Here is a 14,458-nt window from a genome sequence, read left to right on the forward strand (position 1 = left end):
CGCCACTTATAGCCGATCTTCACCCTTCCGGGGGTCCCTGCCGTCGGCCACCCGACGCCAGCACCCCGGCCGAACGCCACCGCGGCGTCCGGTCAGGGGCAGCCCGTCAGGTGCCCGAGACGCGCTTGACCAGGCGTACGGTGGTGCCGTCGGCGCTGCCGGCGACGGTGGCCTCGTCCATCAACCGGGTCATGATCAGCCTGCCACGGCCGCGCTCGCTGTCGTCGGGACTCGCGTCCCGCCACCCGCCGGTGTCGCTGACCACCATCTCCAGCCGGTCGGCGCGCAGCCGCCCCCGGACGGTGACGGACGCGTCCGGGGCGAAGCGGTAGCCGTGCTCGATGGCGTTGGCGCACGCCTCGCCGGCCGCGATCAGCACCGCGTCGACGTCGGCCTGGCCGATGCCGAGGCCGGTCAGCCACTCCCGCAGCGCCTCCCGCGTCGGCGCTAGCTGCTCCGCGTCGGCGGTCAGCGCCGCGGCGAAGACCGCCGGCTCCCGATGCCGGTAGACCAGCACCGCCACGTCGTCGTTGCGGGTGTCGGGCAGCAGGTCCCGGACCATCCGGTCGGCCAGTGCGCCCTCGGGCAGTTCGCGGCCCTGGGTGAGCGCGGCGACCGCCCGGGAGATGCCGGCGTCGATCAGTTCCCGGCGTCGCTCGATCAGCCCGTCGGTGTAGAGCAGCAGCGTCGAACCGGATCGCAGCCGCGCCCCGGCCTCCGGCCGGCGGGGCACCGCGACGCTGGCCAGCGGCACCGAACCGGCGTGGGTCAGCAGGTCGGCGGAGCCGTCCGGGTGCACCAGGATGCCCGGCGGATGGCCGGCGGAGGAGTAGCGGAGCACGCCCAGCGAGCGGTCGATGATGGCGCAGAAGACGGTGGTGCAGGCGCCGCCGGGCACCATCCGGGCGAAGTCGTCCAGTGCGGACAGCACCTCGGCGGGGCTCTTGGCCTGCAGGAGCAGGGCGCGCGACGCGCTGCGCAGCTGCCCCATCACGGTGGCGGCGGGCAGGCCCCGCCCCACCACGTCGCCCACCACGACGCCGACGAGGTCGCCGGGAAGCTGGACCACGTCGTACCAGTCGCCGCCCACCTCGAGCGGCGCCACCGCCGGCTGGTAGCGGGTCGCGAACCCGGCCGGCAGGTCGACCGGGCCGAGCATCGCCCGCTGCATGGCCAGGGCCACCGTCCGCTGCGTCTCGAAGGCCCGCGCGCGGACCAGCGCCTGGGCCAGCGCCGCGCAGAGCTGTCGTACGAGCGGGAGGTCCACCGTCTGCACCGACCGGGGCGGGTCCAGCTCCAGCCATACCCCGCCGGGTGCCCCGCCCGGCTCGACGCGTGCCCCGAGCGCGGTCACCCGGCCCGCGTCGTCGACGACCAGCTGCGGCTCGCCCTCGGTGGGCAGCCCGTCGAGCGCCCGCTGCACCTGCCCGGTCAGCGTCAGGCCCTGGCTCACCGCCAACGGCGTGCCGGCGGCGTCGGCGCAGACGGCCAGGCCGCGGGCGCCGTCCAGCAGGGTGCACAGCTCGGACAGGCCGGCGTCGAGCACCTCGGCCACGTCGGTGGCGCGGGCGAGCCGGCCGGAGAGCGCGGCCAGGGCGGACTGCCGGGCGGCGGCACGGACGTCGGCGGTCACGTCGCGCAGGGTGGCGACCCAGAGGCGGCGGCCGGTCCGCGGCTCCCGCAGCGAGTTGTAGACCGCCTCGGCCCAGATCCGGTGCCCGTCGGCGTGCCGCAGCGGCAGGGTGACCCGGCCCCGGCCGGAGCCCCGCGCGGTGCGCAGCACGTCGATCAGCAGGCGCCGGTCGGCGGGCGCGGCGTCGGCCTCCGGCCACCACGGGTGCGGCGGCGCGACCGGCGCCGCCAGCGGGGCGGTGCCGACCAGGCGGCAGAACGCCTCGTTCGCCTCGACCAGCGCGCCGTCGGCGTCGACCACGGCGAACGCGTCCTGCAACGACTCGATCAGGGCCGCCCGCCAGGTCGCCTCCTCGTTGCGCAACCGGGACAGCTCCAGGTGCGCGCCCACCCGGGCCAGCAGTTCCTCCGAGGAGAAGGGCTTGGCCAGGTAGTCGTCGGCTCCGGTCCGCAACCCCTCCACCGCGGCCTCCCCGCCGGCGCGCGCGGAGAGCACGATGATCGGCAGCCCGGCGGTACGCCGGTCGGCGCGCAGCGCCCGGACCAGCCCGAAGCCGTCCAGGCGGGGCATCATCACGTCGGTCAGCACCAGATCGGGCACCCGCTCGGCGATCCGGTCGAGCGCCTCCCGGCCGTCGGCCGCGACGACCACCCGGTGGTGGGGTGCGAGCAGGCTCGCGAGGAACGCGCGCAGGTCGGCGTTGTCGTCCACCACCAGCACCGTCGCGGCGTCCCGGGCCTCGTCGTCGGTCGCGTCCGCCTGGGCGGGCGCGGCCTCCGGCAGCCAGTGCAGGGCCTCGGCGACGTACGTCTCGTGGGCCCGCTCGCGGGGAGTGGCCGTGGCGGTGGGCCGGCCGTAGGGCAGGCGGACGGTGAACGTCGAGCCCTCGCCCTCGACCGAGCGCACGCTGACCTCGCCGCCGTGCAGGTGGACCATCTCCTGCACCAGCGCCAACCCGATGCCGGTGCCCTCGTGCGACCGGCCGCCGGCGCCGCGTACGCGGTGGAAGCGGTGGAACAGCAGCGGCTGCTGGTCGGCGGGGACGCCGACGCCGGTGTCGTCGACGGTCAGCGTGACGTGCGCGTCGTCGCCCCGCAGCCGCAGCCGCACCGCGCCGGCCAGGGTGTACTTCAGGGCGTTGGAGAGCAGGTTGACGACCACCTTCTCCCACATGTCGCGGTCCACGTACGCGGTGCGCGGCAGTGCCTCGACGTCGACGCGGTAGGTCAGCTCGGCCTGGCGCATCGCGTACGCGAACGACTCGGCGACCCCGGCGGTGAGCGCCGGCAGGTCGGTCTCCACCCGGTCGGGGTCCAGCCGGCCGCCCTCGAGGCGGGCGAAGTCGAGCATGTCGTCGACCAGCTTGCGCAGCCGGCCGGTGTTGCGGTGCACCAGCTCCAGGCGTTCGCGCTGGCCTGCGGGGAGCGGCTCGCGCCGGTCGGTGAGGCTCTCCCGGACCGGTCCGGCGATCAGCGTCAGCGGGGTGCGCAGCTCGTGGCTGACGTCGGTGAAGAACTCCGTCTTCGCCGCGTCCAGCTCGGCCAGCGCGGCGGCGCGACGCCGCTGTGCCTCGTACGCCAGCACGTCGCCCAGCGCCGTCGAGACCCGGTTGGCCACCAGGTCGAGGAAGCCCCGGTACGCCTCGTCCAGCTCGCGGAAGGGGCTGATGCCGACGACCAGCACGCCGGCCGGGTGGGTCTGTCCGGTGGCCAGCAGGGGCAGCACCACCACGTCGTCCACCGGCACGCCGACGACCGCCCCGGCCCCGGCGCGGGGGTCGCCGGGCAGGGCCACTCCCCGGACCCGCGCGGGGCGGCCGGTGCGCGCCACCTCGCCGATCTGCGGCAGCCACCCGGGACCCGCGGCGGCGTCGTCCTCGGTCACGCCGACCGAGGCGGCCAGGACCAGGTCGTCCGCGTCGGACCCTCGGCTGCCGTCCGGCCCGAAGCCGGTGAGGTAGCTGCCGTCGTCCGGCGTCACGCCCCCGGGACGTAGGTAGATCATCGCGGCGGGCAGGTCGGCCGGGCTGCCGGTGAGGACCCGGACCGCCGCCCGGACGGCGTCGCGGGTGGTGTCCGCCGCCGCGATCGAGATCGAGCCCAGCTCGCGCAGCGTCTCCAGCCGCCGGTCACCGAGCACCCGGGCCGTGACGTCCGTGGTGGCCACGAAGACGCCGGGGACCCGGCCGTGCCCGGCGCGTACGGGGCTGTAGGAGAAGGTCCAGTACGTCTCCTCGAGGTAGCCATGCCGGTTGAGCAGGAGCAGTTGGTTCTGCGCGTAGGTGGCGCCGCGGCCGGCGAGCACGTGGTCGGTGAGCGGGCCCAGTTCGTCCCAGACCTCCGCCCAGCACCGCGCGCCCGGCTGACCGATCGCGGCTGGGTACTTGTCGCCGAGCACCGGGGTGTACGCGTGGTTGAAGATCTGCACCAGCTCGGTGCCCCACCACAGCAGCATCGGGATCTTCGACGGCAACACCGTGCGCACCGCCGCGCACAGCTCCGGCGGCCAGGTCTCCACCGGGCCCAGGGCGGTGGCGGCCCAGTCGGTGGCCCGGTGCGCGGCGCTGGTCGGGTCGTCGCCGGCGAAGAGGTCGTCGACGGCCGCCTCGGCGCCCGCCGGTCCGACGCGCTGCTTCGAATCCACGTCCCGGCCCCCTGTCCCCGCGCTGGTCCCCGGGTCGCAAGCAGCCGCCGTGCCCTGCCCCTCATCGTCCCGCCGGGGTCACTTTCCCCAACCGGCCACGCCCGAACCGTCCATCGACGTGACCCGACCCGCACCCCGACCCGCACTCCGACCCGCACTCCGACCGGCGGCCCGCCGTGCGACTCCCCGCCCGATCCCCGGCCGTCCCCGCCACTCCCCGCCGTCGCCCCGCCACCCCCCGCCGTCGCCCCCGCCACCCCCCGACGTCGCCCCCGTCGCCCGACGTCGCCCCGCCCGCCTCATCGTCGATCATGCAGTCGTGGTGCCCCACGAATGCCGCACAGCACCCACATCGCCCACCAGAACTGCATGATCGACGGCAGCGGCAGCGGGGGCGGGGTCAGGTGGTCAGCCAGGTGGTGGCGCGGGTGCGGATGGGGGCAGGGATCTCGTGGGCGCCGGGGAACTCGTCGTAGGTGACGTCGTAGCCGAGCGAGCGCAGGCGGGGGACCAGGCGACGGCTGCACACGTCCACCGGCAGGACGGGGTCCCGCGTGCCGTGCGAGACGTAGACCCGGGGCCGGCCGTGGGTCACCAGCGGCGCGGCGAAGCCGGGGGAGAAGGCCAGCACCGCGTCGACCAGGTCGCCGTTGGTCAGGCCGAGGGAGAGGGCGTACGAGGCGCCGTCGGAGAACCCGCCGAACGCCACCCGGGCCACGGGGTAGCCGGCGAAGGTGGTGGCCAGCAGGTCGTCGATGCGCCGTACGTCCGTCCCGAAGCCCTCGCCGCCGATCAGGTCCCAACTGCTCGCCACCGCCTGCGGGGCGACCAGCAGCAGCCGGTGCGCGTCGGCGACCGGCAGCAGCAGGTCCAGCCCCTGCCGGGCCGAGCCGCCGGCCCCGTGCAGGAGCAGCACCAGCCGGTACGGCGGCCCGTCGACCGGCTCCGGGGCGTACACCATCGCCGGCGCGGCACCCCGCGGGTCGGTCAGCGACGCCAGCCCGGCGGCGGCCAGGGCGGTCGGCGGCGCCGGACGCGCGGCGAGTCGGCCGTGCCGGGCGTTCTCCGCCGGCTGCCGGTGCGGCGGCGCGGGCTCGGTCACCGGATCACCGCTCCTCGTCCTGGGCGGGCATGCGCCGGCGGTTACCCGCCAACCCGACCCGCAATCCCACCGACGCGATCCGCCACGCGCGTGATCAGCGAGGCCCCGCGGCCCGCCACCCGGCTCGCCACGGCGCGGTCGGCGAGCGGCGCGGCCTGCCACCGGGCGGTCGGCGAGGGGCGCGGTCGTCCACCGGCGGGTCCCGCCGGCGCGGCTGCGGCCGGGCCGGCTCATCCGCTCACGCGGCGGACCAGCCGGGACGGGAACATCGTCGCCGGCGGCACCGGTCGCCTGTCCAGCACGGCCGTCGCCGCCGCCGTGGCGATCTGCGTCACCGGATGCGTCGCCGTGGTCAGCGCGGGGGTGGTCATCGCGGCGAGCGGGATGTCGTCGAAGCCGGTGACCGCGACGTCCCCGGGCACCTGGACGCCGTCGCCGCGCAGCAGGTCGATCACCCCGAGCGCGGTCGCGTCGCTGCTGCCGACGATCGCGTCCGTGTCCGGCCAGCGCTCCAGCACCTCCCGGGCCGCCGCCCGGCCGCGGTCCGCGCTGAAATCGCCCGGCACCAGCCGCTCCGGCAGGGCGGCGTCGCGCACGATCCGCCGGTACGCGCCGACCGACCGGCCGGCGCAGGACAGCCAGCGAGGCCCGGTCACCATGGCGATGCGGCGGCGCCCGGTGGCGTACAGGTGCCGGACCACGGCCTCGGTGCCGCCGCCGTTGTCCACGTCGAAGGCGGGAACGAGGGCGGAGCCGATGCCGATCGAGGCCACCCGACCGCGCAGCCTCGCCGGGATCGCGTCCAGCACCCCCTCGGTGGTGTTGATCAGGACGACCCCGCCGACGCTGCGGTCCGCGGCCAGCCGGCGCACCTCGCCCGGCGACCGGGTGGGCAGCCAGTGCAGCGCCACCCCGAGCCCGTGTGGCGCGCAGACCCGGGCGCACGCGCCGAGCACCCGGTGGACGTACGGGTCGTCGAGGACCGTCGCGGCGGTGCCGGTCACCGCCACCACCAGCCGGAACCCGGTGCCCTGGACGAGCGCGCGGGCGGCCGGGTTCGGCGCGTAGCCGAGCCGGTCGGCGGCGACGTTCACCCGCTCGCGGGCGGCGGGGGAGGCGTAGCCGGTGCCGGCGAGCACCCGCGAGGCGGTGGCCCGGGAGACGCCCGCCGCCAGGGCGACGTCCTCCAGGGTCGGTGGTCGGTGTGTCGTCGCCATTCCGGTCCTCCCCGTCGTCGGCCGTCGCGGAGTGGACGGTCGACCGAATCATCCCCCTCCGGCGTGCTGACGGTAAGGGGTGGGACCGGGTTGTCCTGAGAGCGCTCTCAGGTGTGGGATCGGGCGGTAGACCACCCGAGGCGAGAGGACCGCCACCGTGAGCCGCACCGTCGCCCCGCCCGCCGCGCCGCGCCCGGTCGTGCCCCGGGCGGTGCTGGCCGCCCGTACCGGCGTGGCCGTGGTCTTCGCGCTCAACGGCCTGGCCGTGGCCACCTGGTTCTCCCGGGTGCCCGCCGCCCGGGACGCGCTCGGGCTCAGCGCGGGTCGGCTCGGGCTGCTGCTGCTGGCCATGTCCGTCGGCGCGCTGCTCGCGATGCCCACCGCCGGCCTGGTGGCCCAGCGGCTCGGGGCGGCCCGCACGGTCGCGCTCTCCACCCTGCTCCTCGCGGCCGGGCTGACGGTGACCGGGGTCGCCGCCGTGGCCGGCTCCCTGGCCGGGGTCGCGGTGGGGCTGTGCGCCGTCGGCTACGGCTCCGGCCTCTGCGACGTGGCGATGAACGTCGAGGGCGCGGCGGTCGAGCGGCGGCTGGGGCGCACGGTCATGCCCCGCTTCCACGCGGCGTGGAGCCTCGGGTCCGTGGCCGGGGCCGGGCTCGGCGCCGGGGCGGCCCGCCTTGGCGTGCCGGTCGCCGCGCACCTCGCCGCGCTGGCCGCGGTGGTGCTGCTCGGCACGCTGCTGGCCGTCCGGTCGTTCCTGCCGGTGGCCGAGAGCGGCACCGCCTCCGCGTCGGCCGCTCCGGCCGAGCGCCGCCGTGAACTGCTCGCCGCCTGGCGGGAGCCCCGCACCCTGCTCGTCGGCCTGCTGGTGCTGGTGTCGGCGTTCGCCGAGGGCAGCGCCAGCGACTGGCTGGCGGTCGCCTTCATCGACGGCCACGGCCTCAGTGAGGCGGCCGGGGCCGCGGTCTTCGGCGTCTTCGTCGTCGGCATGACCCTGGGCCGCACGGCAGGCACCGTCGCGCTGGACCGGTGGGGCCGGGTGCCCGTCCTGTCCACCACGATCCTGCTCGCCACGCTCGGCGCGGGCGTCGCGGTACTCGCCGACTCCGGGCCGGTGGCGATCGCCGGCGTCGCGCTCTGGGGGCTCGGCGCGTCGCTGGGCTTCCCGGTGGGGATGAGCGCGGCTGCCGACGACGAGCGGCGGGCGCCGGCCCGGGTCAGCGTGGTCGCCGTGATCGGCTACACGGCGTTCCTCGCCGGCCCCCCGCTGCTCGGCCTGCTCGGCGACCGGGTCGGCACCCTGCGGGCCCTGCTCGTGGTGCCACTGTTGCTGCTGCCCACCCTCGCCCTGGTGCCGGCCACCCGCCCGCCGGCCCGCTGAGCGGTCACCCGGCCCGTCGCCCCGCCGGGAGCGGGCCCGCGCGGCGACGACCGGCCGCGCGGCGACGACCGGCCGCGCGGCGACGACCGGCCGCGCGGCGACGACCGGCCGCGCGGCGACGACCGGCCGCGCGGCGACGAGCGGCGCGCGCAGGGGGCTCCCAGGCGCGGCGCAGGGGATTGCCAGGTGGCGGTGCTGCACTTGGGGAGACGCCGAGGAGAGGAGCCGGGCATGGGCTGGTTCAACCGGCGGCCGCGCGCCGCCGACGCGACCCCGACGAAGCTCGACCGCGAGGCGACCCGGGAGGACCTGGCCGCGCTGGAGGCGTTCGTGGCCAGCCGCCGGGGCGTGGAGTTCTATCTGGAACCGGAGACCACGGCGACCGACACCACCGTGGTCGCCATCGCCCACGACGGCGAGTGGATCCGCCGTCGCACCGGCTCGCCGCGCGCCGCCGGCTCCATCGCCCGCAAGCACGCGGTGCCGCTGTACGAGGCTGCCCGCACCGGCTACCCGGAGCGGATGCGGGCGTGGAACCGGGCCCACCCGGAGCGCCACGCCCGCTGAACCGCCCGCTGGACCGCCAGCGGAACCGCCCGTTCAGCCGGCGACGGCCCGGGCCAGGGCGAAGCCGACGGTGGCGGCGCCGAGGCCGGCGGCCACGCTGGACAGCACGTTGACCAGCGCGAGAAACCGCCGGCCCCGGCGCGCCAGCCGCAGCGTCTCGTACCCGAACGTGGAGTACGTGGTCAGCGCGCCGCAGAAGCCGGTGCCGAGCAGGGCGCCGGCGGTCGGGCCGACGGGCAGCCCGGCCAGGAGACCGAGCAGCAGCGACCCGGTCACGTTGACGGTCAGCGTGCCCCACGGGTAGGCGCTGCCGAGCCGGGCCTGCACCGCCCGGTCGGTCAGGTAGCGCAGGGGCGCGCCGACGGCCGCGCCGAGCGCGATCAGCAGGACGGTCACCGGCCGGCCCCGCGCTGCCGCCGGCCGTGGCGCGCGGCGTCGAGCAGCCGGCCGGCAACGGCGTCGCCGAGCCAGACCGCGGCCAGCGCCCCGAGCAGGGTGGCGGCCAGGTAGCCCAGGGCGACCTCCGGGGCGCCGGCGTCGAGCGCCAGGCGGACGTCCACGGCGTACGTGGCGAAGGTGGTGTAGCCGCCGAGGACGCCCACGCCGAGGAACGGGCGCAGCAGCGGTCGGCGGCCACCGGAGCGCTCCAGCGCCGCCATCAGGACGCCGATCAGCAGGCATCCGGTCAGGTTGACGGCGAAGGTCGCCCACGGGAAGCCCGTCGGGCCGTGCGGGACGGCGTGCTGGAGGCCGGCCCTGGCCAGGGCGCCGAGCGCGCCGCCGGCCGCGACGGACCCGAGCACCGCGCCGGGGCGGGTGGCCAGCTCGCCCCGGTCGGCGGGTACGCGCAGGTCGACGTCGGGGTCGACCCGCGGATCCGGCCCGGTCACCTCGCCCTCCCCGCCGGTGCCACGGGTGTGACCTCGGCGCGCCCGCCAGCCTAGCGTCCGGCGCGGCGGTCGTCGGGGCGTCGTCCCGGGCGCGTCAGCGCAGGACTGCGGCGGTCGGGGCCGCCCCGCCCGGTCCCACCACTGCGACCAGGACAGCGCGGCGCGACCCGGACCCGGAGGGCCCGTGCCGGGTGCGTTGGTCCCGGGCACGCGGGCCGGCGTACGGTACCGGGACCGGCGGTCGAGGGGGCCGCCCCGGGCGGGCGTGGAGCGGTCGATGGGCGGGACGGGGCGATCGTCGAGCGACGGCGGGACGGCTGAGGTGGCCGGGCGCGACGCCGCGTACGCCATGTTCGCCGCCGACGTCGCCAGCCGGGGGCTCGGCATCGAGTTGGTCGAGGCCGCCGGCGGCGCGGCGGTGGCCCGGATGCGGGTGACCGGCGCGATGGTCAACGGCCACGCCATCGCCCACGGCGGGTTCGTGTTCCTGCTCGCCGACACCGCCTTCGCGCTGGCCTGCAACAGCCACGGCCCGGCCACCGTCGCCGCCGGCGGCGAGATCAGCTTCGTGCGTCCCGCCCACGAGGGTGACCTGCTGACGGCGCACGCCACCGAGCGCACCCGGTACGGCCGCAGCGGCATCTACGACGTCACCGTCACCCGGGACGACGGCGCGGTGGTGGCCGAGTTCCGGGGCCGCAGTCGCACCCTGCCCCCGACCGCCGGCTGACCCCGCCGCCGTCCGGGCCGCTTCGTCCGGTGCCCCCACGACGGGCTCGGGCGCGGCTAGCATCGGCGCGGTGCGAGTACTGGTGGTCTCCGCGCCGTTGATCGGGCACGTCGCTCCGCTGCTGCCGCTGGCCGCCGCACTGCGCGACGCCGGGCACGAGGTGCTCGTCGCCACCGCCGCCGACGGGCTGCGGGCGGTGCGCCCCGGGCTGCCGGCGCGCGACGTCGCGCCCGCGTTCGACTTCGGCCGCATCGCCCGCCGCGTGCTGCTGCGCCACCCGCTGACCGCGCGGGCAGAACTGGCCGGCACCGCCGGCACCCGGGGCGCCGGGCTGCTCTTCGGCGCCGTCAACGACCAGCTCGCCGACGGGGTGGTCGCCCTCGCCGGGCAGTGGCGGCCCGACCTGGTGGTCCACGAGCCGTTCGCGGTGGCCGGCGCCCTCGCCGCCGCGACGCTCGGCGTGCCCGCCGTACGCCAGGAGAACGCCCTCTTCGACGGCCGCGAGCTGGCCCGGGCGACCCTGGCGCGGCTGGGGCCGGCGCTGCGCCGGCACGGCCTGACCGAGCTGCCGCCGCCGGCCGCCGCGATCGCCGTCGCCCCGCCCAGCGTGCTGCGTCAGGACGGCTGGCCGATGCGCTACGCCACCGAGGCGGGCGGCGAGTTGCCGGACTGGCTGCGCGAGCCGGGGGAGCGGCCACGGGTGCTGGTCAGCCGCAGCACCGTCGCCGGCCCCGGCAGCGCCGGACCGATGCCGGCCGTGGTCGCCGTCGCCGACCGGGTCGACGCCGAGTTCGTGCTGGTCCGCCCGGAGGCGCGGCTGGCCCGCCGGGCGCTGCCCGGCAACGTGCGTACGGTCGACTGGATCCCGGTCCCCGCGGCCCTGCCGGCGAGCGCGGCGCTGGTCCACCACGGCGGCGCGGGCAGCGTCCTGAGCGGGCTGATCGCCGGGGTGCCGCAGCTGGCCACCGTCGGGGCGGGCGACCGGCGGCACAACGCCGAGCTGGTGGCCGCGCGCGGGGCCGGCATCGCCGCCCGCACCCGCGACATCACCGCCGACACCCTGACCCGGCTCGTCACCGACACCGCGCTGCGCGACGCGGCGCGGCAGGTCAGCGCCGAGATCGCCGCGATGCCGGCGCCGGGCGAGCTGGTGCGGCGCCTGGAATCGCTGGGCTGACCCGGCGCCGGCGTCGGCGGCGGGTCAGCGCGGCGGCCCGGCCCTGTCGCATTCGTCAGACAGAATGTCCCGATGGGACACGTCGTGCTGTTTCATTCCGCCTACGGGCTGCGACCCGCCGTGTTGGTGGCCGCCGACCGGCTGCGCGCCGCCGGCCACCACGTCGTCACCCCCGACCTCTACGGCGCGCCGGCCGTCGACACGATCGAGGCGGGCTTCGCCCTGCTCGAGGAGGTGGGCGAGGTGGCCGTGATGGGCCGGGCCAGGGCGGCGCTGCACGAGGCGCCGCCCGACGCGGTGCTGGCGGGGTTCTCCATGGGGGCCGCGGTGGCCGGCGCGCTGCTGGCCGAGCGCCCCACCGCCGCCGCGCTGCTGCTGTTGCACGGCGCCGGCGGTGTGCCGGAGGCGGTCCGACCGGGCCTGCCGGTGCAGCTGCACATGGCCGACCCGGACGAATACCCCCCGGAGCCCGAGCTCGGCCGGTGGCAGCGGGCGATCACCGGCGCGGGCGCGGAGCTGAGCGTCCACCGCTATCCCGGCGTCGGCCACCTCTACACCGATCCCGACCTGCCCGACCACGACCCGGCGGCCGCCAGTCGGACGTGGGAGCGGGCGGTCGCCTTCCTCGACGGTCGCTGACGCGCCACCACGCCGCGCGGGCGGGGCGCCCGCGGTCAGCGGAGGCGGGCCAGGTCCTCGGGGGTGAGCCGGATCGCCCCGGCCGCCACGTTCTGCGCCAGGTGCGCCGGGTCGCCGTTCGACGGGGCGGCCGGCACCCTTGCCAGCCCGCTCACGCCGCGATCGGCGTGCCGCGCGGCAGGACCCATCTCGGCCGCTGCCCGCGCCCCTGCCGCCGCGCCGACCCGCCCGCCCCGAGGGCTGACGTCGGACCTTGGCCGGTCGAGCGGTCGAGGGCGGCCGTCGGATCGGGGTCGGCCGAGGGGACGCGACCGCGGGCGGCGGTCCATCCGCGCAGTTCCACCACCCGGCCGTCCCCGACACGTTCCGAGGGGACGGCGACCAGCGGACCGGGCACGGGACGCGCCCCCGGCACCACCGCGACCCGGGGCACGTCGGCGACTCGGGGCAGGGTCGCGACCTGGGGCGAGGTCACGACCTGAGGCGTGGTGGCGGGCCGGGGCGTGGCGGAGAAACGGGGCGCGGCGGCGGGCCGGCGCAGTGGTGCCGGGTGCGACCCGCGGGCGTTCCGGGCCGCCGGGCGGTCGGCGTCGACGCGCGCCGGCCGCACGTCGGCGGTGGGGGCGTGCACGACGACGGGCACCGACGGGGCGTCCGACTCCGCCGGCCGCCCGGCCCGGCGGGCGAACGCGGCCCGCGCCGCCCTCGGCAGCCGGGCGTACGCGACCTCGCGGACCACCGCGTCGGCGACGGCGTACCGGCCGTCGGGGCGGGTGACCAGCAGACCCGTCGCGGCCAGGGCGCGCAGCACCGGGGCGGCCCGCCCGGGGGCCCAGTCGAGCAGGCGCGCCACCGTCGCGGCGGTGATCCCCGCGCCGACGGTCGCGACGGCCATCAGCGCGGCCCGCCGCGCCCCGTCCAGGCGGTCCAGCCGGGCGTCGACCTCCCGGCGCACCGCCTCCGGCACGGACCGCGCCGCGTCCGGCGACGCCACGTACGCGACGGCCCGCCCCGGATTGCCGCCGACCAGCGGCAGCAGCCGAACGATCGCCGCCGTCGGCCGGTCCGCCCGGCCGAGCAGGTGGCGCAGCAGCCGTCCGGTCTCGACCGGGCGCAGCGGCGGCACCGCCAACCGGTGTTGCCGGTCCCGCGGGCAGGGCAGCACACCCGTCCCTTCCGGACGGTGCAGGGTCACCACCACCAGCGGCAGCGACCGCGCAGTGGCCGCCGCGAAGAGCCGGCGCAGGAAGCGGTGCAGCGGCGCGGTGCCCCGGTCGAGATCGTCCACCGCCACCATCACCGGCTGCCGGGCGGCGAGCCCCAGCAGCGCCTCCCGCGCCACCTCGGCGCCCCGCGCCGCGTCGCCGGAGCCGTCCGGCGTGCCCAGCAGCGCCTCCAGCGCGTACACCGCCTCGGACAGGCCGGCGGGCGGCACCAGGTCCGTGAGGGCGGCGGTGAGGCGTCGCCGTACCGTCGCGGGCGGCTCACCGGCGCGGAGGCCGGCGAGCCCGCGCACCAGGTCCGCGACGGGCGCCAGGGGCTCCGGGTACGGCGGGCAGTGCGCGACGCACCAGCGCACCGGCACCCCGTCCACGGTCCGTACCGCCCGGGTCAGCTCGTGCAGCAGTCGGCTGCGCCCGCTGCCGGCGGGACCGACCAGCGACAGCCAGCGCGGGTCGCGGCCCCGCACGGCCCGGACGATCAGGTCCCGGGCGGCGGCCAGTTCCCGTCGCCGCCCGACCAGTGGCCCCTCGTGCCGGGCCGGGGCCGGTCGGATGGTGCCGGTGGCGTGCCACACGTCGACCGGCAGCGCCTTGCCGGCCAGGGCCACCGGCGGTACGCGGCGTTGGTCGACCAGCCCCACGGTGGCGCGGTGGGTGGCCGCGCAGAGCGCCACCCCGCCCGGCGGGGCGTACTCCTGCAACCGCGCGGCGGTGGTGATCACCGCGCCGCTGGCCACGCCGTGCCCGCCGTCGCGCGCCGCGGCGAGGTCCACCAGCGCCTCACCGGTGGCCACCCCGGCGCGGACCCGGAGGTGCGGCGCGCCGGGCGGCGGTCGCCGGTCGAGGGCCCCCTGGATCTCCAGCGCCGCCCGCACCGCCCGGTACGCGTCGAACCCGTCGGACCGGCGGGCCCCGAACAGGGCCATCACCGCGTCGCCGACGTACTTCTCGACCACCCCGTGCCACCGGCGCAGCACCCCGCCCACGGTGTCGAAGTACGCCCGTTGCAGAATCCGCACGTCCTCGGGGTCGAGCCGGTCGACGAGCGCGGTCGACCCGACGATGTCGACGAACAGCACCGTGACGAGGCGTTTCTCCTCCGGTACCGGCCAGCCTGCCGAGGTGGACCGCTGCGAACCGGCGACGATGGTGGCCATGGGCATCGCACCCGCCTTCCCCACGGTGCTGACGACGCCTCGGACACTGTCACCGATGGGCCGACGGGGGATCTGCCGAACGACGTATGTCCACCCTGCGCA

11 protein-coding genes are annotated in these 14,458 nt (G+C 77.8%); 5 read left to right on the plus strand and 6 right to left on the minus strand.

Translation table 11 applies throughout. The features are described 5' to 3' along the window. Nucleotides 1-106: 106 nt before the first annotated feature. The 3 genes from RM555_RS16820 to RM555_RS16830 form a co-directional block, all read right to left on the minus strand. On the minus strand, nt 107-4,276 hold the full coding sequence (locus RM555_RS16820; protein ID WP_311412637.1) for a SpoIIE family protein phosphatase: 4,170 nt from the start codon (nt 4,274-4,276) through the stop codon (nt 107-109). A 400-nt stretch (nt 4,277-4,676) separates the two neighbouring features. After that, a complete protein-coding gene (locus RM555_RS16825) occupies nt 4,677-5,378 on the minus strand; it encodes an alpha/beta hydrolase (protein ID WP_311412638.1) in 702 nt (233 codons plus the stop codon). Between the two features lie 230 nt (nt 5,379-5,608). Then, nucleotides 5,609-6,595 carry a LacI family DNA-binding transcriptional regulator gene (locus tag RM555_RS16830; protein WP_311412639.1) on the minus strand — a complete coding sequence of 329 codons (987 nt, stop codon included), beginning with the start codon at nt 6,593-6,595 and terminating at the stop codon, nt 5,609-5,611. Nucleotides 6,596-6,752: 157 nt separating this feature from the next. Here RM555_RS16830 and RM555_RS16835 point away from each other — a divergent pair, with 157 nt between their 5' ends. Next, nucleotides 6,753-7,973, plus strand: coding sequence for an MFS transporter (locus RM555_RS16835; RefSeq protein ID WP_311412640.1), 1,221 nt, complete (start codon nt 6,753-6,755; stop codon nt 7,971-7,973). Nucleotides 7,974-8,204: 231 nt separating this feature from the next. Next, a complete protein-coding gene (locus tag RM555_RS16840) occupies nt 8,205-8,540 on the plus strand; it encodes a hypothetical protein (protein WP_132234772.1) in 336 nt (111 codons plus the stop codon). A 33-nt stretch (nt 8,541-8,573) separates the two neighbouring features. Here RM555_RS16840 and crcB read toward each other — a convergent pair whose 3' ends face one another. Beyond that, complete coding sequence (gene crcB, locus RM555_RS16845) at nt 8,574-8,936, minus strand: fluoride efflux transporter CrcB (RefSeq protein ID WP_132234770.1); 363 nt, start codon at nt 8,934-8,936, stop codon at nt 8,574-8,576. Next, nucleotides 8,933-9,430, minus strand: coding sequence for a fluoride efflux transporter FluC (locus tag RM555_RS16850; RefSeq protein ID WP_311412641.1), 498 nt, complete (start codon nt 9,428-9,430; stop codon nt 8,933-8,935). The genes crcB and RM555_RS16850 overlap by 4 nt, the downstream gene beginning before the upstream one ends. 277 nt (nt 9,431-9,707) lie before the next feature. Here RM555_RS16850 and paaI point away from each other — a divergent pair, with 277 nt between their 5' ends. The 3 genes from paaI to RM555_RS16865 all read left to right on the plus strand — a co-directional run bounded on the left by paaI (nt 9,708) and on the right by RM555_RS16865 (nt 11,976). Then, a complete protein-coding gene (gene paaI / locus RM555_RS16855; protein ID WP_311412642.1) occupies nt 9,708-10,160 on the plus strand; it encodes a hydroxyphenylacetyl-CoA thioesterase PaaI in 453 nt (150 codons plus the stop codon). A 70-nt stretch (nt 10,161-10,230) separates the two neighbouring features. Continuing rightward, entirely contained in the window at nt 10,231-11,337 is a 1,107-nt protein-coding gene (locus RM555_RS16860) for a nucleotide disphospho-sugar-binding domain-containing protein (RefSeq protein ID WP_311412643.1), read from the plus strand. A gap of 72 nt (nt 11,338-11,409) precedes the next feature. Continuing rightward, nucleotides 11,410-11,976 (plus strand): dienelactone hydrolase family protein, encoded by a 567-nt coding sequence (locus tag RM555_RS16865; protein ID WP_311412644.1) that lies wholly within the window; start codon nt 11,410-11,412, stop codon nt 11,974-11,976. A 151-nt stretch (nt 11,977-12,127) separates the two neighbouring features. Here RM555_RS16865 and RM555_RS16870 read toward each other — a convergent pair whose 3' ends face one another. Then, nucleotides 12,128-14,362 (minus strand): AAA family ATPase, encoded by a 2,235-nt coding sequence (locus RM555_RS16870; RefSeq protein WP_311412645.1) that lies wholly within the window; start codon nt 14,360-14,362, stop codon nt 12,128-12,130. Between the last annotated feature and the right edge of the window lie 96 nt (nt 14,363-14,458).

It is taken from the genome of Micromonospora reichwaldensis, from assembly GCF_031845925.1.
In the GTDB taxonomy this organism is placed as follows: Bacteria; Actinomycetota; Actinomycetes; order Mycobacteriales; family Micromonosporaceae; genus Micromonospora; species Micromonospora reichwaldensis.

What these genes read in the sequence shown, in the direction of transcription:
- RM555_RS16870 (WP_311412645.1), bottom strand. Translation starts at nt 14,362, where the DNA reads ATGCCCATGGCCACCATCGTCGCCGGTTCGCAGCGGTCCACCTCGGCA.
- RM555_RS16865 (WP_311412644.1), top strand. Translation starts at nt 11,410, where the DNA reads ATGGGACACGTCGTGCTGTTTCATTCCGCCTACGGGCTGCGACCCGCC.
- RM555_RS16840 (WP_132234772.1), top strand. Translation starts at nt 8,205, where the DNA reads ATGGGCTGGTTCAACCGGCGGCCGCGCGCCGCCGACGCGACCCCGACG.
- RM555_RS16830 (WP_311412639.1), bottom strand. Translation starts at nt 6,595, where the DNA reads ATGGCGACGACACACCGACCACCGACCCTGGAGGACGTCGCCCTGGCG.
- paaI (WP_311412642.1), top strand. Translation starts at nt 9,708, where the DNA reads ATGGGCGGGACGGGGCGATCGTCGAGCGACGGCGGGACGGCTGAGGTG.